Annotated in this window: 18 protein-coding genes and 1 pseudogene; 11 read left to right on the forward strand and 8 right to left on the reverse strand. The window is 72.1% G+C overall.

The window, feature by feature from the left end; translation table 11 throughout:
- Positions 1-58: 58 nt before the first annotated feature.
- From GSY65_RS22730 to GSY65_RS22740, 3 genes are read right to left on the reverse strand one after another with little or no spacing between them, the layout of a single operon-like run.
- Positions 59-964 carry a carbohydrate ABC transporter permease gene (locus GSY65_RS22730; protein ID WP_159771772.1) on the reverse strand — a complete coding sequence of 302 codons (906 nt, stop codon included), beginning with the start codon at positions 962-964 and terminating at the stop codon, positions 59-61.
- Between the two features lie 4 nt (positions 965-968).
- Positions 969-1,871 (reverse strand): carbohydrate ABC transporter permease, encoded by a 903-nt coding sequence (locus tag GSY65_RS22735; protein ID WP_159771775.1) that lies wholly within the window; start codon positions 1,869-1,871, stop codon positions 969-971.
- Entirely contained in the window at positions 1,868-3,202 is a 1,335-nt protein-coding gene (locus tag GSY65_RS22740) for an ABC transporter substrate-binding protein (protein ID WP_159771778.1), read from the reverse strand. The genes GSY65_RS22735 and GSY65_RS22740 overlap by 4 nt, the downstream gene beginning before the upstream one ends.
- 212 nt (positions 3,203-3,414) lie before the next feature.
- Here GSY65_RS22740 and GSY65_RS22745 point away from each other — a divergent pair, with 212 nt between their 5' ends.
- From GSY65_RS22745 to GSY65_RS22765, 5 genes are all read left to right on the forward strand, one after another.
- Positions 3,415-4,476, forward strand: coding sequence for a LacI family DNA-binding transcriptional regulator (locus GSY65_RS22745; protein WP_159771781.1), 1,062 nt, complete (start codon positions 3,415-3,417; stop codon positions 4,474-4,476).
- A 238-nt stretch (positions 4,477-4,714) separates the two neighbouring features.
- Positions 4,715-6,031, forward strand: a complete 1,317-nt coding sequence (locus GSY65_RS22750; protein ID WP_236579981.1) for an endo-1,4-beta-xylanase — start codon at positions 4,715-4,717, stop codon at positions 6,029-6,031.
- A 97-nt stretch (positions 6,032-6,128) separates the two neighbouring features.
- A complete protein-coding gene (locus GSY65_RS22755) occupies positions 6,129-7,181 on the forward strand; it encodes an LCP family protein (RefSeq protein WP_201452632.1) in 1,053 nt (350 codons plus the stop codon).
- A gap of 157 nt (positions 7,182-7,338) precedes the next feature.
- Complete coding sequence (locus tag GSY65_RS22760) at positions 7,339-7,695, forward strand: YciI family protein (RefSeq protein WP_159771787.1); 357 nt, start codon at positions 7,339-7,341, stop codon at positions 7,693-7,695.
- A 43-nt stretch (positions 7,696-7,738) separates the two neighbouring features.
- The gene (locus tag GSY65_RS22765) at positions 7,739-9,055 is read left to right on the forward strand and encodes a sigma-70 family RNA polymerase sigma factor (protein ID WP_159771790.1); all 1,317 of its coding nucleotides are present in this window, start codon (positions 7,739-7,741) and stop codon (positions 9,053-9,055) included.
- Between the two features lie 54 nt (positions 9,056-9,109).
- Here GSY65_RS22765 and GSY65_RS22770 read toward each other — a convergent pair whose 3' ends face one another.
- On the reverse strand, positions 9,110-10,438 hold the full coding sequence (locus GSY65_RS22770) for a class I SAM-dependent methyltransferase (protein ID WP_159776278.1): 1,329 nt from the start codon (positions 10,436-10,438) through the stop codon (positions 9,110-9,112).
- A gap of 525 nt (positions 10,439-10,963) precedes the next feature.
- Here GSY65_RS22770 and GSY65_RS22775 point away from each other — a divergent pair.
- The 3 genes and pseudogenes from GSY65_RS22775 to groL all read left to right on the forward strand — a co-directional run.
- A pseudogene (locus tag GSY65_RS22775) lies at positions 10,964-11,671 on the forward strand (polysaccharide deacetylase family protein); the annotation flags it as partial.
- Positions 11,672-11,910: 239 nt separating this feature from the next.
- Complete coding sequence (gene groES / locus GSY65_RS22780) at positions 11,911-12,219, forward strand: co-chaperone GroES (protein ID WP_159771794.1); 309 nt, start codon at positions 11,911-11,913, stop codon at positions 12,217-12,219.
- Between the two features lie 158 nt (positions 12,220-12,377).
- Positions 12,378-14,006, forward strand: a complete 1,629-nt coding sequence (gene groL / locus GSY65_RS22785; RefSeq protein WP_159771796.1) for a chaperonin GroEL — start codon at positions 12,378-12,380, stop codon at positions 14,004-14,006.
- A 198-nt stretch (positions 14,007-14,204) separates the two neighbouring features.
- Here groL and GSY65_RS22790 read toward each other — a convergent pair whose 3' ends face one another.
- From GSY65_RS22790 to GSY65_RS22800, 3 genes are all read right to left on the reverse strand, one after another.
- Entirely contained in the window at positions 14,205-14,912 is a 708-nt protein-coding gene (locus GSY65_RS22790) for an ester cyclase (RefSeq protein ID WP_159771798.1), read from the reverse strand.
- A gap of 104 nt (positions 14,913-15,016) precedes the next feature.
- The gene (locus GSY65_RS22795) at positions 15,017-15,790 is read right to left on the reverse strand and encodes an SDR family NAD(P)-dependent oxidoreductase (RefSeq protein ID WP_159771800.1); all 774 of its coding nucleotides are present in this window, start codon (positions 15,788-15,790) and stop codon (positions 15,017-15,019) included.
- Positions 15,791-15,902: 112 nt separating this feature from the next.
- Entirely contained in the window at positions 15,903-16,589 is a 687-nt protein-coding gene (locus GSY65_RS22800) for an MOSC domain-containing protein (protein WP_159771802.1), read from the reverse strand.
- Between the two features lie 79 nt (positions 16,590-16,668).
- Between GSY65_RS22800 and GSY65_RS22805 the strand changes: the two genes are divergently transcribed.
- Together GSY65_RS22805 and GSY65_RS22810 are read left to right on the forward strand one after the other, a co-directional pair.
- Complete coding sequence (locus tag GSY65_RS22805) at positions 16,669-17,568, forward strand: LysR family transcriptional regulator (RefSeq protein ID WP_159771804.1); 900 nt, start codon at positions 16,669-16,671, stop codon at positions 17,566-17,568.
- Positions 17,569-17,717: 149 nt separating this feature from the next.
- On the forward strand, positions 17,718-19,082 hold the full coding sequence (locus GSY65_RS22810; RefSeq protein WP_159771806.1) for a family 43 glycosylhydrolase: 1,365 nt from the start codon (positions 17,718-17,720) through the stop codon (positions 19,080-19,082).
- 74 nt (positions 19,083-19,156) lie between these two features.
- Here GSY65_RS22810 and GSY65_RS22815 read toward each other — a convergent pair whose 3' ends face one another.
- Positions 19,157-19,447, reverse strand: a complete 291-nt coding sequence (locus tag GSY65_RS22815; protein ID WP_236579983.1) for a hypothetical protein — start codon at positions 19,445-19,447, stop codon at positions 19,157-19,159.
- A 243-nt stretch (positions 19,448-19,690) separates the two neighbouring features.
- On the opposite strand from GSY65_RS22815, the gene GSY65_RS22820 reads away from it, so the two are divergent.
- Positions 19,691-20,611, forward strand: a complete 921-nt coding sequence (locus GSY65_RS22820) for a helix-turn-helix domain-containing protein (protein WP_159771808.1) — start codon at positions 19,691-19,693, stop codon at positions 20,609-20,611.
- Positions 20,612-20,843 lie beyond the last annotated feature (232 nt).

Raw genomic sequence — 20,843 nt, forward strand, 5'->3', positions numbered from 1 at the left:
GTCCGGGGGAGCGGGAGCGCTCACGGACGCGGAAGGGGCTCGGGGCTGGTGGGCGCGCTCACTTGCCGCCCACGCCCATCAGTCCGCCCACCAGGGCCCGTCGCGCCACCAGGTAGACGGCGAAGATCGGGATGCCGGAGAGGACGACCGAGGCGAGCACGGCGGGGATGTTGACGCCGAACTGGCTGACGAAGTTGAAGAGACCGAGGGTCAGGACCCGCGGCCCGTCGGACTGGGTGAAGATCAGCGGGAACAGGAAGCCGTTCCACGCCTGGAGCGCAGAGTAGATCACCACCGTGCTGATACCGCCCTTGGCCAGCGGGATCGTCAGCTGGAAGAGCATCCGCGCGGGTGAGGCGCCGTCCAGGGCCATCGCCTCGTACAGGTCCTCCGAGACGTCCCGCAGGCTGCCGACCAGCACGAGCACGGACACCGGCATCGCGAAGGCCGCCGTCGGGAGGATCACCGCGAGGAGGGTGTCGTACAGGTCGAGCTTCGCGATCAGCAGGTACAGCGGGACGACGACCGCCTGGGCCGGGATCGCCACACCGAGCAGGAACAGCCGGAACGCGGCGTTCGACCAGCGGTCGCGGGTGCGGACGGCCACGTACGCGAGCGGGACGGACAGGGCGAGGACGATGCCGACGACCGCCACGGCGACGATCACCGTGTTGGTCAGCAGATGACCGAAGCCGCTGTTCAGGACGGTGTTGTAGTTGTCGAGCGTCGGGTCCGTGGGCGGTTTGAGCGGGTTGCCCGTCAGTGCCTTGTCCGCGCTCGTGAGGGAGGCCGACACCATCGCGTAGATCGGGACGAGGACGACGATCAGCCAGAGGAAGGCGCCGAGGCCCGCGACCGGGTTGGCCCGCCGCGTCCAGTGGCGCCGCAGGCGGGGCGCCGCCGGCGGCTGCCCGCCGTCCGGCCGCCGGGTCCCCGCGGGGCGCGCCAACGTGTCGTGTGACATGGCGTCACATCCCTTCGCGGGTGCTGCGCATGGAGCCGAACCCGGTCAGCCGCACGAGGACCAGCGACAGGCCCGTCGCGGCGACGACCAGGAACGTCGCGATGGCGCTCGCGTAGCCGAAGTCGTACTGCTTGAAGCCCGCCTCGTACATCAGGTACGGCAGGATCGCGGTGTCCGTGCCCGGACCGCCCTTGGTGAGGATCAGGACCGTCTCGAAGTACGTGAGCGAACCGACGACGATCAGGACCGTGGACGTGGTGATCGTGTGCCGCAGCTGCGGCAGCGTGATCGAGAAGAACTGCCGGTAGCGGCCCGCGCCGTCGATCGCGGCCGCCTGGTAGAGGACCTCGGGGATCTGCCGGGCCCCGCCCTGGTAGATCAGCGTGTGGAACGGCATGAACTGCCAGCCGCCGACGAAGACGATCGCGAGGAACGCGCCGCTCTGCGAGCCCAGGGTGTCCGCCTGGATGATGCCGAAGTTCGGGTCGAGCAGCGCGTAGAACAGGATCGCGATGGCCGTGGACGACAGCAGGAACGGCACGAAGAAGATCGCGGACAGCACCGCCCGGTTGCGCTGGCGGCCCGCCGCCCACACCCCGAGCAGCAGGGCCACGACCGTCTGGAACGCCCAGCTGGCCGCGGTCAGCACGACCGTCAGCGTCAGCGACTGGGTGAGGCGGGGGTCGTCGAGCAGCTTCGTCCAGTTGTCGAGGCCCACCGGCCGGGGGTCGCCCAGGCCGTCCCAGCTGGTGAAGGACAGATAGAGCGCGAGCCCCATCGGCACGACGGCGAAGAAGGTGAAGAAGAGCACGGCGGGCAGGGCCCAGACGGCGTGCGGGCGCCCCACCCGCGACGCCTTCCGGGACCCCCGCCCGACCGTGCGGGTCTTCTGGACCGTCGAGGTCACTTCAGCCCCTTGCAGGCCGTCACGAACTCGCTCGGCGACGACTTCCCCGCGAACAGCTTGCCTATCTCCGTGTGCATCTTGGTGCCCAGCGCGTCACCGAGCGCCTGGTCCCAGGAGAGCGTGAACGCGGGCGCCTTCTCCACCAGGTCGTACTGGAACGCGGCGTACTCGGGGTTCGGCGCGGACGCCAGCAGCTTCTTCGCGTTCGAGGTGGTCGGGACGTCACCGTTGGCGACCAGGTCCCTGGCGTACGCCTCCGACGCGCACTCCTTCAGGAAGCCGATCGCCAGGTCCTTGTTCTTCGTACGGGCGTTGATCGACCAGTAGTTGGTGGGGTTGCCGACGACGTTGCGGACGTCGCCCGTGCCGCCCTCGACGGTCGGGAAAGCGGCCCAGCCCAGGTTGCTCTTGGCGAAGTCCGGGAACTTGCCGAGCTGCGTGGAGTACTCCCAGGAACCCATCAGGTGCATGGCCGCCTTGCCCTTGGCGAAGACCGCCGGGGCGCCGCCGTTGACGTACGACACCGAGGTGAACTTGGAGCCGAAGGCACCGTCGTCCACGAGCTGCCTGACCAGTTCGGCGGCCTTGAGGACGGCCGGGTCGCCCCAGCCCTCGGAGTCGCCGTCCTGGATGCGCTTGAAGACCTCGGGGCCGCCGATGCGGTCGACGAGGTACTCCAGCCACATCAGGTTGGGCCAGAGGTCGGAGCCGCCCAGCGCGAACGGGGTGATCTTCGCCTTCTTCAGCTTGGCGTTGATGTCGAGGAGCTGGTCCCAGGTGGTGGGCGGCTGGAGCTTGTGCTCGGTGAAGACGGACTTGTTGTAGAAGAGGATCACCGGCTGCATGCCGCGCATCGGGATGCCGTAGTGGCGGCCCTTGAGGTCGCCCGCGGCCAGCACGGACGGCAGGAAGCCGCTCTTGAGGACCGGGTCGTCCGCGATGATGTCGGTGAGGTCGACGAGCTTGCCGGCCTCCTCGTACGTCCTGATGGAGCCGCCGCCCCAGTTGAAGAACACGTCGGGGGCGCTCGGGGAGCCCATGGCCGTGCGGAGCTTGGGGGAGTAGTCGGAGCCGGGGACCTTCTGGAGCTTGATCGTGCCGCCGGCCTTCTTGGCGGCGGCCGACTTGTTGTAGCGGTCGACGGCGGCCTGCTGGACCTTCACCGCGTCGTCGCCGTACACGAACGCGGTGACCGTCTTGCCGTCGCCGGCCCCGGAGCTGCCGGAGCCGCAGGCCGTGAGGCCCGCGCCGAGTCCCGCGGTGGCCAGGGAGGCGGTACCGGCGCCGAGGAACCAGCGCCTGCTGAACGTCCGCCCTCTGTTCGACTCCATGGACAAGCACCTCTCACGAACGTTTCGGATGTATCGGCCGTGCGGTTGTGCGGGGGTGGTGCGCGATGGTGCGCTTGCGTCGCGCGTCGGTGGTGCGCGGTGATGCGGCAGTGCAGCAGTGCGAATGTTTCGTGTGTCGCTTCGAATGTTCCGGGAACGTATGGCCGTCGAAAGGGTTCGTCAAGAGGTCGCGCAGGGATACGATCCGGCCCATGAACTCCGCGAAGCCAGAGGAAACCCAGACAAGAGCGCGCGTGTCGCAGTCCACGCAGACCGCGACGCTCGCCGAGATCGCCCGTCAGGCCGGCGTCTCCGCTCCGACTGTTTCGAAGGTGCTCAACGGCCGTGCGGATGTCGCCCCCGCCACCCGCACCCGGGTCGAGGGACTCCTGCGCGAGTACGGCTACCGGCGTCGGCGGGCCGAGGCGACCCGGTCCCCGCTCATCGACCTCGTCTTCCACGAGCTGGAGAGCGCCTGGGCCATGGAGGTCATCCGGGGCGTCGAGAACGTCGCCCGCGAGGAGGGCCTGAGCGTCGTGCTCTCCGAGAGCGCGGGCCGGCTCACCCCCGGCCGGACCTGGGCCGACCAGGTCGCCGCCCGCCGCCCGCACGGCGTCGTCCTCGTCCTGTCCGGTCTCGACGAGTCCCAGCGCGCCCTGCTGACCAGCCGCTCCATCCCGTTCGTGGTGATGGACCCGGCGGGTGACCCCGGCGCCGACGTGCCGTCGATCGGCGCCACCAACTGGCAGGGCGGACTGGCCGCCACCCGCCACCTCGTCGAGCTGGGCCACCGCCGGATCGGCGCGATCACCGGGCCCTCCCGGATGATCTGCAGCCGGGCCCGCGTGGACGGCTACCGGGCCGCGCTGGAGACCGCCGAGCTGCCCGTCGACCCGGGGCTGATCCGGGCCGGGGACTTCCACCACGAGACGGGCTACCGGCTGGGCCTGGAGCTGCTGCGCCGCCCCGACCGGCCCACCGCCGTCTTCGCCGGGAACGACCTCCAGGCGCTCGGCCTGTACGAGGCCGCCCGCGAGCTGGGGCTGCGCATCCCGGAGGACCTGAGCGTGGTCGGGTTCGACGACCTGCCGGTGGCCCGCTGGGTGGGGCCGCCGCTGACGACCGTGCGGCAGCCGCTGATGGAGATGGCGGAGGCGGCGGCCCGGCTGGTGCTGGACCTCGGGCGGCAGGACGGCGTCTCGTCGGCGACCCGGGTGGAGCTGGCCACGAGCCTGGTCGTGCGCAGCAGTACGGCGGCACCGCCGGAGGCGTAGGGGGCGCCGGTCGCCTCCGGGTGCCGCATGGACGGGTGTTCCGCGTGTTCCGTGCGTATTGACGTGGGTTCCGGGCGCCCCCACACTGCACGGCAGTCAATCGGATGCACGACCGAAACTTTCGGAGGCACCCGCAATGAGAACCTCCTTGAGAACCTCCCTGAGAAGCTCCCCGAGAACATCCCCCACCACCCGGCGCCCGTCTTCAGGGGCCCGCCTCGCCGCCCTGTTCACCGGTGTGTCCGCGGTCGCCGCCCTGCTCGTCGCCGCGCCCGCCGCCCAGGCCGCCGCCGACACCCCGCTGCGCGACCTCGCCGCCGCCCGGGGCAAGGCGATCGGCACCGCCGTGACCGGCTCCAAGCTCACCGGCACCTACGGCGACATCGCCGGCCGGGAGTTCAACTGGCTCACCCCCGGCAACGCCATGAAGTGGGCCTCCGTCGAGCCCAGCCGCGGCACCTTCGACTGGACCGAGGCGGACCGGATCGTCGACTTCGCCGAGGCCCACGACCAGGACGTACGCGGCCACACCCTCGTCTGGCACAGCCAGAACCCCGACTGGCTGGCCAACGGCACCTGGACGCCCGCCCAGCTCCGCCAGCTGATGACCGACCACATCGCGCTCGAAGTGGGCCGCTACAAGGGCCGGCTGGCCGCCTGGGACGTGGTGAACGAGCCGTTCAACGAGGACGGCACGTTCCGTCAGACCCTCTGGTACAACGGCCTCGGCGCCGACTACATCGCCCAGGCCCTGACCGCCGCCCGCGCCGCCGACCCGGCCGCGAAGCTCTACATCAACGACTACAACGTCGAGGGCGTCAACGCGAAGTCCACGGCCCTCTACAACCTGGTCAAGGACCTCAAGGCGCGCGGCGTCCCGATCGACGGGGTCGGCCTCCAGGCCCATCTGATCCTCGGCCAGGTCCCGGCGACCTTCCAGCAGAACATCCAGCGCTTCGCCGACCTGGGCCTGGACGTCGCCGTCACGGAGCTCGACATCCGGATGCAGACGCCCGCCACCGACGCCAAGCTGGCGCAGCAGCGCACCGAGTACGAGGCCGTGTTCAAGGCGTGCGTCGCCGTGTCCCGCTGCACCGGCGTGACCGTGTGGGGCTTCACCGACTCCGACTCCTGGATCCCGGACACCTTCCCCGGCGAGGGCGCGGCGACCCCGTACGACGCCAACTACCAGCCGAAACCGGCGTACTACGGCATCGTGACCGCGCTCGGCGGCACGGTCACCGAGCCCCCGCCGCCGACCGGCTGCTCGGCCGCGTACAGCGTCCAGAGCCAGTGGAACACCGGCTTCACGGGCCAGGTGACGATCAGTTGTGCCGCCGGGTCCTCGCTCTCCTCCTGGCGGGCGACCTGGACGTTCGGGGCGGGTCAGCGCATCAGTCAGGCGTGGAACGCGACCTGCACCCAGACCCAGGCTGCGGTCAGTTGCGCGAACGCGTCGTGGAACGGGAGCGTGCCGAGCGGCGGTTCGGTGACGTTCGGCTTCAACGCGTCCTGGAGCGGCAGCAATCCGGCTCCCACGGTGACACTGGGCTGAGCGCTGGCACGAGGGGCGCCTCGAAAAGTATGAGAATTTACGAAGGAACGGGCTCGGGAGTTCACGCTCGTCATAATTCGGACGTACGTTCCTGTGTGTGACGGGTGAAGAAGACGAGGAGTACGAGGGCGCGGGCAGACGGCCGCGTTGGCTGAGGATGGCCGGGGGCGCGCTCGCCTGCGTCCTCGTACTCGGTGCCTGCGGGGCGGGCTGGGCGTTCTGGCGGCTCAACGACAACATCACGAGCGTCGACATCAACAGCGCGCTCGGCGACGACCGCCCGCCCAGGACCCTGTCGAGCACGGGCCCTTCGGCGTCCGCCGTCGCCGAACCCCTGCCCAGCGGCGCCCTCAACATCCTGGTCCTCGGCTCCGACTCCCGCAGCGGCAAGGAGAACGCCGAGCTGGGAGGCGGCGGCGAGACCTCCGGCGCCCGCTCCGACACGGCGATGGTCGTCCACATCGACGAGGGCCGCACCGCGGCGACGGTCGTCAGCATCCCCCGCGACACCCTGGTCACCCGGCCGTCCTGCCCACTGGAGTCAGGCGGTTCGACGGCGGTCGCGTACAACGTCATGTTCAACAGCGCGTACGCGGTCGGCGGCCCCGTCTGCGCCGTGAAGACCGTCGAGTCCCTGACGGACGTCCGCATGGACCACTACATCGAGATCGACTTCGCCGGCTTCGCCGAACTGGTCGACGCGCTCGGCGGCGTCACCGTCACCACCGACGAGGACATCGACGACGAGGACAGCCATCTGAAGCTGACGGCGGGCACCCACCACCTCGACGGCGAGCAGGCCCTGGCCCTCGCCCGCACCCGCCACGGCATCGGCGACGGCAGCGACCTCGGCCGCATCGGGCTCCAGCAGAAGCTCGTGAAGGCCCTGCTCGACCAGATCGCCGCCACCAGCCTCCTGACCGACCCCGCCGAGCTGTACCGGGCCGCCGACGCCGTCACCGGCAGCCTCACCACCGACACCGGCCTCGGCTCCCTGAGCGAACTGGTCCAGCTGGGCCAGAGCCTGAAAGGGCTCTCGTCCGACGCGACGAGGACGGTGATGATGCCGGTCGTCCCCGCCCCCTACGACCCCAACCGCGTGGTGGCCGACGAACCGGAGGCGAAGGAGCTGTGGGAGTCGCTGAGGTGAGGTGACCTGGAGAGAAGGACATCCGAGGGGCGCCCGAGGGCACCGGGAAGAACTCTTCGAAGAAAATCCGGCACCCGTGTCGATCCGGTCTCCCCTCGTTCGACGCAAGGGGTGAGAGGCGGGGACGGACCCCGCCGCCCCTACCGGAGGAGCCACCATGCCGCGCTACCTGTCGATGGTCCGGATCGACGAGTCCACCGCCCCCGCCGAGGGCCCGAGCCCCGAGCTGATGCAGCGGATGGGCGACCTGCTGGAGGAGATGACCAAGGCCGGCGTCATGCTCGACACCGCCGGGCTGCTGCCGAGCGCCCGGGGCAAGCGGGTCCGCTGGGAGGGCGGCGAGCTGTCCGTCACCGACGGCCCGTTCACCGAGACCAAGGAGGTCGTCGGCGGCTACGCCCTCATGCAGTGCAAGGACATGGACGAGGCCGTCGAGTGGACCACCCGGTTCCTGAAGGTCCACGAGGAGCACTGGACGGTGACCTGCGAGGTGCGGGAGATCACGGAGGGCTGAGCCCGTTTGGCCGGGATGCCCCGCGGGTGTCTGATGGTGGGTTGTGACAGCACAGCCCACCACCGACGCCGACCGGGCGGGGCGCGCCCCGGCGGACCCCAGGAAGGCCATCGAGACCGTCTTCCGCATCGAGGCGCCCCGCGTCATCGCCGGGGTCGCCCGGATCGTGCGCGACGTCGGGATCGCGGAGGAGCTGGCGCAGGACGCCCTGGTCGCCGCGCTGGAGCAGTGGCCGCGCGACGGCGTGCCCGACAACCCGGGCGCCTGGCTCATGACCACCGCCAAGCACCGCGCCATCGACCTGGTACGCCGCCGGGAACGCTACGCGCGCAAGCTGGCCGAGGTCGGCCGGGACCTGGAGACGGCGAGCCCGGCGGGACAGTACCTGGACACGCCGTCCGACCCCGACGACATCGACGACGACCTCCTGCGCCTCGTCTTCACGGCCTGCCATCCCGTGCTCTCCGCCGAGGCCCGCATCGCCCTCACCCTCCGCCTCCTCGGCGGCCTCACCACCGCGGAGATCGCGCGTGCCTTCCTCTCCCCGGAGGCCACCGTCGCCCAGCGCATCGTCCGCGCCAAACGGACCCTCGCGAAGAAGGGCGTCCCCTTCGAGGTGCCGTACGGCCCCGACCGCGAGACCCGCCTCGCCTCCGTCCTGGAGGTCATCTACCTCGTCTTCAACGAGGGGTACGCCGCCACCGCGGGCGACGACCTGCTGCGCCCCGCGCTGTGCGAGGACGCGCTGCGGCTCGCCCGCGTCCTCGCGGAGCTGATGCCCAGGGAACCCGAGGTGCACGGGCTGGTGGCGCTGCTGGAGCTCCAGGAGTCACGGGCCGCCGCCCGCACCGGCCCCACGGGTGAGCCGGTGCTCCTCAGGGACCAGGACCGCCGCCGCTGGAACCGCCTCCTCGTCGCCCGCGGCTTCACCGCCCTGGGCCGCGCCACCGCCACCGCCCGCGGCGGCCCCGGCCCGTACGCGCTCCAGGCCGCCATCGCCGCGTGCCACGCCCAGGCGTACACCTACGAGGAGACCGACTGGCCGCGCATCGCGACCCTGTACGCCCTCCTGGCGGCCCGTTCGCCGTCCCCGGTCGTCGAGCTGAACCGGGCGGTCGCCGTCTCGATGGCCGACGGCCCGGCCGCGGCCCTGGAGATCGTCGACGGCCTGGCCACCGCACCGGCCCTGCGCGACTACCACCTGCTGCCGAGCGTACGAGGCGACCTGCTCGCCCGCCTGGACCGCCCGGACGAGGCCCGCGCGGAGTTCGAACGAGCCGCCGCCCTCGCCCGCAACGAACGCGAACGCGCACTGCTGCTGGCCCGTGCGCGGCGGGCGGGGGAGGACGGCGTCGCCTGAGCGGTGCTCCCGGCCCGGCGCGCTCCCGGCCCGGCGCGCTCAGGCCCGGTGCGCTCAGGCCGGGTGGCCGATCAGCATGCCGGGGGCGCCCGCGACCCGGGTGAGGAAAACCGTCGCCGAGGCGGTGCCGTGCGGCTTCGGCAGGGCCTTGCGGCGCAGTTCCTCCGGCTCGACGGCCGACCCGCGCTTCTTCACGGTCAGGACGCCGATCCCGCGTTCCCGCAGCAGCGCCCTGAGCTTCTTGACGTTGAAGGGCAGCACGTCGGTGATCTCGTACGCGGTCGCGTACGGGGTGAGGTGGCGCTCGTCGGCGGTGACGTACGCGATCGTCGGGTCGATCAGCCCGCCGTCCACGTCCTCGGCCACCTGGGCGACCAGATGGGCGCGGATGACGGCGCCGTCCGGCTCGTACAGGTACCGCCCGACCGGCCGGACCGGCGGGTCGGGCAGCATCGTGTCGGGGGTGGCGCGGATCGCGGCCCCCGAGGGGAGCAGGACCGCCCGCCGCGCCCCCGGCGTCCCGCTCGCGCGGAACCACAGCACGGCCTCCTTCACGTCCCCGCCGTCCGAGATCCACTCGGCCTCGGCCTCCGGCGGAATCGCCTCGTGCGGGATGCCCGGCGCGATCTTGAGCGCGCCGAGCGGCGCCTTCAGCGCGGCCGACACGGCCCACGACAGGGGCGGTGAGTAGGCCTCGGGGTCGAAGATCCGGCCGCGCTGGGAGGAGCGCCGGGCCGGGTCGACGAACACGGCGTCGTACCCGGTCGTGTCCACCTCCGTCACGTCCGCCTCGCGCACCTCGATCAGACCGGCGAGCCCGAGGGCGTCCGCGTTGGCGCGGGCCGCCGCCGCGGTCAGCGGGTCGCGGTCGACGGCCAGTACGCGGATGCCGGCCCGAGCGAACGCGATCGCGTCCCCGCCGATCCCGCAGCACAGGTCGGCGACCGACCGCACGCCGAGCGCCCGGAAGCACTCCGCTCGGTACGTCGCGACACTCGTCCGCGTCGACTGCTCGACCCCGTTCGGTGTGAAGAACATCCGCGCCGCGTCCTCGGCCCCGAACTTCGCCACGGCCCGCTGCCGCAGCCGCGCCTGGGCGAGGGCCGCCGAGACGAGCTCCGCCGCGTGCGAGCGGCGCAGGCGGGTCGCCACGGCCAGCTCCCGCGCCGGTTCCACACCGCGCACCTCGTCGAGGAGGGCGCGGCCCTCGGGGGTCAGCAGGGGAGCGAGGGCGGAGCCGGGGGAGTGGGGGGAGCCGGGGGCGAGGTCGTTCACCGGGCCATTGTGGGCCACCCGGTGGACGGCGCGCGGGCGGTGGCGGTGTCGGGCCGGAGGGCCGGGCGGGGCCTGCGAGGATGCGGCGCCATGCGACTCGTGCGACAACATGACGAAACGAGGGCGAAGCGGACGAGTTACCGGGGGTGGGGCGGCGGCCCCCGCGGCGCATGCGCCCCGCTCGTGCGGATGCTCACCGCGGCGATCGCCGCGCTCGTGGTGGTCGTGGCGCTCGTGGCGTCCGGGTGCGCCGGGAGCGCGGGGAGTACCGGGAGTGCCGGGAGCGCTGGGAGTGCCGTCGGGGGCGCCGCCTCGGGGAGCGCCGGGGACGCCGGGGGCGCCGCCTCGGGGGACTCCGTCCCCGTGACGAGGTCCGCGGAGAGGGGGCGGCGGGCGACCGCCCCGGCTCACGGGCACGAGGTCCCGCCGCCGGGGCGCCGGACGGAGGTACCCGGGCGCCGGTCCGGGGCGCCGGACCGGCGCCCCGCCCCGCCGGACAGCCCGCTCGACGCGTCAGGACGCCCGGCTGACGCGCCGGGGCATCACGCCGGAGCGCCGGGCGGCCGGGCCGACGCGCCGGGCCGCCCGGCTGCCCCGTCCGGCCGCCGCAAGGACCCGCCCCGTCGTCACGCCGGTCCGCCCCGCGCTCCGGCCCGCGCCCCCGCGTACCGTCGGTGGGGGCTCGCCGGCCCCCTCCTCCCGGCGCCCGGGAAGCCCGACCGGCCGCCCGCGCCCCGAGCCGTGCGCCCCGGCCCGGCCCCCGTCGTCGACCGCGTCGCGACGCGCGACAAGGTGGTGTTCCTGACCTTCGACGACGGCGCGGAGAAGGACCCGCGGTTCACGCGGATGGTGCGGGAGTTGCGGCTGCCGGTCAGCGTGTTCCTCACGGACAGCGTCGTCGGGCCCGGCTACGGCCACTTCGCCCGGCTCCGCGAGGTCGGCGCCACCGTGCAGAACCACACCCTCGACCACATCGCCCTGCGCGGCCTGCCGTACGCCGGCCAGCGGGCCGAGATCTGCGGCCAGCAGGACAAGCTGAGGCAGCGCTTCGGTGTGCGCCCCACCCTGTTCCGCCCGCCGTACGGCGTCTACGACACCACCACGCTGCGCGCCGCCGCCGACTGCGGCATCGTCGCCGTCGTCCTGTGGCGCGTGTCCCTGACCGCCGACGGCGGCACCGGCGGCGCCCGGCTCCGGCCCGGTGACATCGTCCACGCCCATGTCGGGGGCCGGGGCGCGGGGCGGCTGGACGGCGCCACCCTCACCCGCGTGACGGTCGACCTCCTGCGCCGCATCCAGGAGCAGGGCCTGACGGTGGGTCGTCTGGAGGACTACCTCTGAGGGTCTGCTCCGGGGGGCGGAACCTCGCGGCAACCCGGGGTCCCGCACCACGCCACGCGGTCGCAATTAGCAGTCCGCTTGACCGAGTGCTAACCACGGTCATAGTCTCAGTTCTGGCACTCCCCCCTGGAGAGTGCCAACTACGCGACGGGCAGGTCCGGCACCCGCGACGACGGATCCACCTGGTCGCCACCTCAGACAGTTAACCCCGTGAGATCTCCGAAGGGGGAGGTCGGATCGTGACGACCACCAGCTCCAAGGTTGCCATCAAGCCGCTCGAGGACCGCATCGTGGTCCAGCCGCTCGACGCCGAGCAGACCACCGCCTCTGGCCTGGTCATTCCGGACACCGCCAAGGAGAAGCCCCAGGAGGGCGTCGTCCTGGCCGTCGGTCCGGGCCGCTTCGAGAACGGCGAGCGCCTGCCGCTCGACGTCAAGACCGGCGACATCGTGCTGTACAGCAAGTACGGCGGCACCGAGGTGAAGTACAACGGCGAGGAGTACCTCGTCCTGTCGGCTCGCGACGTCCTCGCGATCATCGACAAGTAGTTCGCCTCTCGCGAGGCAGCCCGCCGCCCACAGCGGCGCGTCACTTCGCGAAACATCTTGCTTCGAGCTGCGCCCCTGGCCCCCGCGACCACTAAAAAGCCGGGCGCCCGGGGCGCAGCCTGCATTCACCCGAGATTTCCGAGAGGGCTCCCGCTGCCATGGCGAAGATCCTGAAGTTCGACGAGGACGCCCGTCGCGCCCTCGAGCGCGGCGTCAACAAGCTTGCCGACACGGTGAAGGTGACGATCGGCCCCAAGGGCCGCAACGTCGTCATCGACAAGAAGTTCGGCGCCCCCACCATCACCAACGACGGTGTGACCATCGCCCGCGAGGTCGAGATCGAGGACCCGTACGAGAACCTCGGCGCGCAGCTGGTGAAGGAGGTGGCGACCAAGACCAACGACATCGCTGGTGACGGCACCACCACCGCCACCGTGCTCGCCCAGGCGCTGGTGCGCGAGGGCCTGAAGAACGTCGCCGCGGGCGCCTCCCCGGCCGCCCTGAAGAAGGGCATCGACGCCGCCGTCAAGGCCGTCTCCGAGGACCTGCTCGCCTCGGCCCGCCCGATCGATGAGAAGTCCGACATCGCCGCCGTCGCCGCGCTGTCCGCCCAGGACCAGCAGGTCGGCGAGCTGATCGCCGAGGCGATGGACAAGGTCGGCAAGGACGGTGTCATCACCGTCGAGGAGTCCAACACCTTCGGTCTGGAGCTGGACTTCACCGAGGGCATGGCCTTCGACAAGGGCTACCTGTCGCCGTACTTCGTCACGGACCAGGAGCGTATGGAGGCCGTCCTCGACGAGCCCTACATCCTCATCCACCAGGGCAAGATCGGCGCCATCGCCGACCTGCTGCCCCTGCTGGAGAAGATCATCCAGGCCAACGCCTCCAAGCCGCTGCTGATCATCGCCGAGGACGTCGAGGGCGAGGCCCTCTCCACCCTCGTGGTCAACAAGATCCGCGGCACGTTCAACGCCGTGGCCGTCAAGGCCCCCGGCTTCGGCGACCGCCGCAAGGCGATGCTCCAGGACATGGCCGTCCTCACCGGCGCCACCGTCATCTCCGAGGAGGTCGGCCTCAAGCTCGACCAGGTCGGCCTCGACGTGCTCGGCACCGCCCGCCGCGTCACCGTCACCAAGGACGACACCACGATCGTCGACGGCGCCGGCAACTCCGAGGACGTCCAGGGCCGCGTCGCCCAGATCAAGTCCGAGATCGAGAACACCGACTCCGACTGGGACCGCGAGAAGCTCCAGGAGCGCCTCGCGAAGCTGGCCGGCGGCGTGTGCGTGATCAAGGTCGGCGCCGCCACCGAGGTGGAGCTGAAGGAGAAGAAGCACCGTCTGGAGGACGCCATCTCCGCGACCCGCGCCGCGGTCGAGGAGGGCATCGTCTCCGGTGGTGGCTCCGCGCTCGTCCACGCCGTGAAGGTCCTCGAGGGCAACCTCGGCAAGGACGGCGACGAGGCCACCGGTGTCTCCGTCGTCCGCAAGGCCGCCGTCGAGCCGCTGCGCTGGATCGCCGAGAACGCCGGCCTGGAGGGCTACGTCATCGTCTCCAAGGTCGCCGAGCTGGAGAAGGGCAGCGGCTACAACGCCGCCACCGGCGAGTACGGCGACCTGGTCAAGGCCGGCGTCATCGACCCGGTCAAGGTCACCCGCTCCGCCCTGGAGAACGCCGCCTCCATCGCCTCCCTCCTCCTCACGACCGAGACCCTGGTCGTCGAGAAGAAGGAAGAGGAGCCGGCCGAGGCGGGCCACGGCCACGGTCACGGCCACGCCCACTGAGGCAGCACCACCCTTCGGGGCGCCGCTTCCTGAGGCACAGTTCCTCGGGGCGGACACCGCCCCCCGAGGCGTACGCCTGAGAGAAGCCCCCGTTCCGCGCGCCGGAACGGGGGCTTCTCCCTGCACGGCGCGCCTGCCCCGGCGGCCCTGGCGGTCTTCCCGGAGACCCGCCCTCGCCGCCCGGCCCGGCGACAGCCCTCAGCGCTCCAGTCCCTCCAGGGCACCCAGTTGCCCCATCAGCGCGAGCCGGTCGTACTGCCACCACCCCTCGGCGAGCTTCCCGTCCGCCGAGCAGCGGTGGATGCTCATCCCGGTCATGGAGACCTTCCGCCCGGTGGGCGCGATACCGAGGAACTCGCCCGTGTGCGTGCCGTTCCACGTCCACCGCGTGCACACCCGGTCGCCCTCGGCCAGCTGGTCCTCGACGGTGAACGAGAAGTCGAAGCCCGACCGCCACATCGCGAACTCACGCCGGGCCGCGTCCATGCCGATCACGTCCTGCGGGTTCGACGGGTCGTGGTCGTGATAGTCCTCCACCAGCAGATCGTTCAGCGGCGGCAGCTCCCCCGGCGTGCCCAGCGTCTCGAAGAACCTCCGCGCGGTGTCCGCGTTCAGCTGCTCGTCCCGCACCACGTCCAGATCCGTGAAGGTCGGCACCTCGTCGCAGAGCGCCACCATCTCGTTGAAGATCCGGTCCGTCTCCGGCAGCCGGGAGTTCCGCACGGCCTCCTCGTACGACGGGAACTCCACGATCTCGACGAAGTGCCCCTCGTCGGACCGGTCCTTCCCGATCATGCTGTGCGTCGCCGTCCGTTTGCCCCTGGTCTGCTCGACCCACCGGTCCATCAGCCGGTCCATCTCGTCGAACCGGCTCGTCCTGCAGTCGATGAGCTGTACAAACGTCACAAGACCACCTCCGGCCCCCCTGGGTCCGGTCGGACAGCTCCATTCTCGCCCCGCGCCGCCTCCCGCTCACCCGCTGGGCGAGGCAGCAGCCCCGGCCCGCCCGGCTACTGGGGGCCGTACTTCCGCCCGGTCCGGGAGCTGACCCCGCCCAGCAGCCCCCGCGGCATCACCTTCACCACACCCATCAGGGCCTTGTAGCGCGGGTCGGGGACCGAGACCGTCTTGCCGCGCGCGAGGTCGGCCAGGGCCGCCGTGACCAGCTTGTCGGCGTCGAGCCACATCCAGTCCGGGATGTTGTCCGTGCCCATGCCCGCCCGCTCGTGGAACTCCGTGCGGACGAAACCCGGGCACAGCGCCATCAGCCGGACCCCGCTGCCGGCCAGGTCCCGCGCCGCGCCCTGCGTGAACTGCACCACCCACGCCTTCGACGCGCCGTACGTCCCCCGCGGCACGAACGCCGCCACCGACGCCACGTTCACGACACCGCCCCGGCCGCGCTCCCGCATGGCCTCGGCCGCCGCCGAGGTCAGCCGGAGCACCGCCTCGCAGTGCACCTTGAGCATCTTCAGCTCGTCCGCCATCGAGACGTCGAGAAAGCGGCCCTTGTTGCCGAATCCCGCGTTGTTGACCAGCAGGTCGACCGGGTTCTTGCGATCGGACAGCCGCCGCGCCACCGACTCGATGCCGTCGTCCGCCGCCAGGTCCGCCGTCAGGACCTCCGCCTCGATGCCATGCCGGTCGTGCAACTCCGTGGCCTGCTCCCGCAGCCGCTTCGTGTCACGCGCCACCAGCACCAGGGCATGCCCGTCCGCCGCCAGCCGTCGCGCGAAGGCTGCGCCGATGCCCGCTGTCGATCCCGTAATCAGAGCCGTTGTCATGGCGCAAGGGTAGTGACCCGGACTGCGCTGATCCGCTTGCCCACGGCTGCGGATCCTCCCCGGTCGTCCCCGCCCCTCGTCCCCATGGTCGGCGTCGCCGCCACCGTCGCCGTCACGTCGCGGAGTCGGTGCCTCCGTCCTGCTGGGCCGCGTACGTCCGGGCCGACTGAAGGAGTTCCGAGTGGAGTGCCTCGCCCGCGGCCAGCAGGCGCGGCAGCAGCTCGCGCTCGTTCATCGTGGCGCGGAAGGCGAGGGCGACGGTCACGTCGTGGTGCGGCCGGTGGACGATCTCGATCGGGTCGCCCGCCCGGATCTCGCCCGGCCGCACCACCCGCAGATACGCCCCCGGCTCGGCCTTCTCCGTGAAGCGCCTGACCCAGCCGCGCTCACCGAGGTGCCGCTGGAAAGTGAGACAGGGGACGCGAGCTGCGGTGATCTCCAGGACGACCTCCGCACCGATCCGCCAGCGCTCCCCGATGAGCGCGCCGGAGATGTCGAGGCCCTCGGTCGTCAGGTTCTCCCCGAAGGACCCGTTGGGCAGGGCCCGGCCGAGTTCGTGCTCCCACGCGTCGAGGTCCTCGCGGGCGAACGCGTAGACCGCCTGGTCGTTCCCGCCGTGATGCCGCCTGTTGCACACCGCGTCCCCGGCCAGCCCGCTGCCGCCCACCCCCTTCGGACCGGGCGCGGCCACCCGCACCGGCCCGGCCACCGGCCGCTTGTCGATCCCTGTCGCGCTCTTCGACTCCTCGGGGACGTCGACCGCCGTGGCCCGCCCGAGGTTCAGTGACAACAGCTTCATACCGGCACGCTAGGCGAGCGTCATCAAAGCGTCGACGCAATATTCGTTGCCGCGTCCAAGCCGCCCTTATGCTCGACCCGTGATCGAGGCCCGTCATCTCCGCGTCCTGCGCGCCGTCGCCGCCACCGGCTCCTTCTCGGCGGCCGGCCGTGAACTCGGCTGCACCCAGCCCGCCGTGAGCCAGCAGATGAAGGCGCTCGAATCGTCCGTCGGCACGCCCCTGCTGGTCCGCGGCGGCCGTGAGATGCGGCTGACGCAGGCGGGCGAGGCGCTCGTGCGGCACGCGGCCGGAATCCTCGCCGGTCTCACGGCCGCCGAGGAGGAGGTCGCCGCGATCGCGGGGCTGCGCGCCGGCCGGGTCCGGCTGGTCTCCTTCCCCAGCGGCAGCTCCACCCTCGTCCCCACCGCCCTCGCCGCCCTCCGCGCCGCCCACCCCGGCACCCGGGTCTCCCTGGAGGAGGCCGAACCGCCCCGCTCCGTCGAACTGCTCCGCGAGGGCGACTGCGACATCGCGCTCGCCTTCCGCTACGAGGGCGCGGCGGGCGCCGAGGAGTGGGAGGACCTGGTGGTGCGCCCCCTGCTCACCGACCGTCTCGTCGGCCTCGTCCCCCAGGGGCACCGGCTGGCCCGGACGCGGTCCATCGGCATCGGGGAACTCGCGGGGGAGCCCTGGATCGCCGGCTGTCCCCGCTGCCGGGGCCAGCTGGTGCGGGTCTGCGAGAGCGCGGGCTTCACCCCGCGCATCGACTTCGCCACCGACGACTACCCGGCGGTGGTGGGCCTGGTGGGAGCGGGACTCGGCGTCGCGGTCCTGCCGGAGCTGGCCATCGAGTCCGTGCGGCCCAAGGGTGTACGGATGATCACGGTGGAGCCGGTGGTGCGCCGCGAGATCGTCGCACTCACCCTCCCGGACCTCGCCCGCGTCCCCACGGTCGCCGCGACCCTGGACCACCTGACGAAGGCGGCGACCCGCGCGTAGCCGTCCGGCTGTGGCGAGAGAGGGGGCGGCGGGAGGCCCGCAACCCGGGGGAGCGGTCGGGCGTTGACCCCTGCGACTGTCCACCCCTCAACCGCGCGGGCGTTCCTGCTGCCGGGTGCGTGGCCGGAACGCGGGCGCCAGGAAGCCTCATGACTCTCGATCACATCGTTCGCCGGTTCGTGTGCGGACTCGCTCTGTTGGGCGCCGTCGCCGGCGTGGCCGCGGGCCCCTCCGCGGGCGCGGCCGACCCCCCGGCCAAGGCTCCCGTCATCGACCGGGACTTCCCGGACCCTGACATCGTGGAGACAGGCGGGACGTATCACGCGTACGCCACCAACGACTCCGTCAAGAACATCCAGCACGCGACCTCGCGCGACCTGAGGCACTGGACCGTCGACGAAGGCGACGTCCTGCCCGAACTCGGCGCGTGGGCGGTGCCGAATCCCAGGAGGGTGTGGGCGCCGGAGGTGTTCCGCCACGGCGGCGGCTACACCATGCACTACACGGCCCATGACCGGGCGAGCGGCCGGCAGTGCATCGGTGTCGCCCGGTCCGCCACACCCGGCGGCCCGTTCCGGCCGGTCGGCGCGGGGCCGCTGATCTGCCCGGCGGCCGAGGGTGGTGCCATCGACGCCTCCAGCTACGCCGAGGCCGGGCGGCGCTACGTGCTGTGGAAGAACGACGGCAACTGCTGCGACCTGCGCAAGGACACCTGGCTGCACCTGCAGCCCGTCTCGTGGGACGGCACCCGCACCCTCGGGGAACCCGTCCGCCTGATCAAGCAGGACCGGGAGTGGGAGGGCCCCCTGATCGAGGCGCCCACCCTCGTGAAGAGGCACGGCCACTACCTCCTGTTCTACTCGGCCGACTTCTACGCCGGCGACGGGTACAAGACGAGCTACGCGGTGGCGCGCGACCTGACCGGCCCGTACACCAAAGCGGCGAATCCGCTGATGACGACGCAGACCTTCTCCGGCGCGGTGCGCGGCCCCGGCGGCCAGGACGTGGTCACCGGCCCCGACGGCCGGGACCGCGTCGTCTTCCACGGCTGGAGCGCCGACCACCGGAGCCGACCCATGTACATCGCCGATCTGGGCTACGCCGACGGCTATCCCGTCGTACGCGGCAGCAAGGTCGTCCACCAGGCCGAGCACGCGCGGGTGCGGAACGCCGTCGTACGTGAGGCCCCCAGCGCCTCCGGCGGCAAGGCCGTCGGGAGGATCGATCACGCCGACAGCCACGTCGAGTTCACGGTCTTCGCCGCCTCGGCGGGCGAGCACCAGCTGTCCGTGTGGTTCGGCAACGGTTCCCTGGATCCGGCGGGGAACGCGGTGACCGCCTCGCACCGCCTGTTGGTCAACGGCGCCGACGTGGGCGCCGTCCGCTACCCGCACACCGGCTGGGACCACTGGCGGGAGGAGCGGACCACCGTCACCCTGCGGGACGGCTGGAACACCATCCGCCTCGGCAAGGGCGAGTACTTCGCCGAACTGGACGCTGTGGAGGTGGGCTGACACCGCGCTCCGCCCGCCACGGCGGCGCGGGCCCCCCGGCCACCGCGGCGGTCGGTGGCCGGGGGGACGGAGGGTCAGCGGTTGGTCCACAGATGCCTGAAGAGTCGGCCCTCCGCGCACTGGTACTGGTCCCAGTGGCCCCGCTCGACCCCCTGCCTGCCGGCCGTCTCACAGCCGCCCTGCGTCACGTACCTGCCCCGGTAGACGTCGAGGGCGGCGGCGCCCGCCCGGTCGACGGCCGTCACCTGTCCCGCGACCGTGTGAGCGGTGGCAGAGGCGGCCGTCGCCGGGGCGGCGGAGGCCAGGCCGAGGGCGGTGACGGCCGCGGCCGTCACGGTGACGAACATGGAGCCTGCGCGAGTCATGACGTTGTCCCTTCGTATGCGGATGAGATGGACCGGGCTCGGCTGACCAGCCATCACCTACGGGAGTGATTCGCTGCCCGGTATGCAGAGCTTGAGATGAATTCAGGTCCTATCGCAACCAGATCCCGCTTGCTTCGGGTATATCGGGATCACTACATTCCTGACCTGCTGGGATGCACATGTCCCGGGATGCGAAGCAGCCGACAGGGCACCGTTTCCGGGGCCGATCAGGGGGCGTCCGCGATGAACGAAGGGACCAGGCAGCCCGTCCGGGCGGTCACACCGGCCCGGCAACTCGGCAGCGCGCTCCGCGCGCTCCAGCAGCGGTCGGGCCGGACCCTGCGGGCCCTGGAGGAGCAGGTCCGCATCAGCGACTCCTCACTCTCCCGCTACTTCCGCGGCGACACCGTGCCGCCCTGGTCGGTGGTGCGGGACCTGTGCAGGGCGCTGGGCGCCGACCCCACCGCCTACCGTTCCCTGTGGGAAGCGGCCTACCAGGGGCACCCCGAGCCCCCCGCCCGAGCCGAGCCCCCCACAGCCCCCCTCCCCGCCGAAGCCCAGGCCGAGGCCCCCGTCCAGAGCACCCCGCGCACCGGCGAACCTCGCCCGCGCCGTGCCTGGCCGACCGGCCGCTGGGCCTACCTGATCGTGGGCGCCGTCGTCGGCCTGGCCGCCGGTCTGTTGCTGCCCTGGGCGCTGCCGGGCTCCTCCGGCACACCGTCCTCCGCCGGCGGGGCCCCGTCCGAGGCGCGGCGGGAAGCCCCTGGTGGCCCCGGTACCCGCGCCGGCACGCCGAAGCCGGTCGGCCTGGCACGCATCTTCGTCAACCGGACCACGGGCAGATGCCTGGACGACAGCCTCGAATTCGGCCTGCGTACCTACCAGTGCAACGGCATGTCCTACCAGTGGTGGACGATCCACGCCTACGCCGACGGCACCCGCAGGCTCCGCAACCACGCCACGGGCAAGTGCCTGGACGGCGACGGCGCGGAGCTGCGCACCCGGCCCTGCGGGAACTCCGCCGCACAGCGGTGGACGTTCGTTCCGGGCGAGGACGAGGCGGTCGCCCTGCGGAACGGGACCAGCGAGCGGTGCCTGGACGACGGCCGCGCGGAGCTGCGGTCTGTGCCCTGCCGGAGTTCGTCCCGTCAGAAGTGGGCCTGATCGCCGTACTCGGCGCGCGCGTTCTCCGCGCGCGGTGATCCCCGGCCGAGGTGAGCCCGCCCGACTCACGGTTCGACGCACCTCGCCGGCCGGGGCGATCGCGTACCCCTCAGCTCAGTCAGGCTGCCAGCCGAGCGTGCCCGCGCCCGTGCCCGTATGCCCCGCCTCCTCCCGGGACGGCGGCGTCCCCGCAGGTCAGCGCCCTGGGTGTCCCGTCCTCAGGGAAGCGTGC

Origin of the sequence: Streptomyces sp. HM190, from assembly GCF_009857135.1 — a bacterium.
GTDB lineage: Bacteria > Actinomycetota > Actinomycetes > Streptomycetales > Streptomycetaceae > Streptomyces > Streptomyces heilongjiangensis.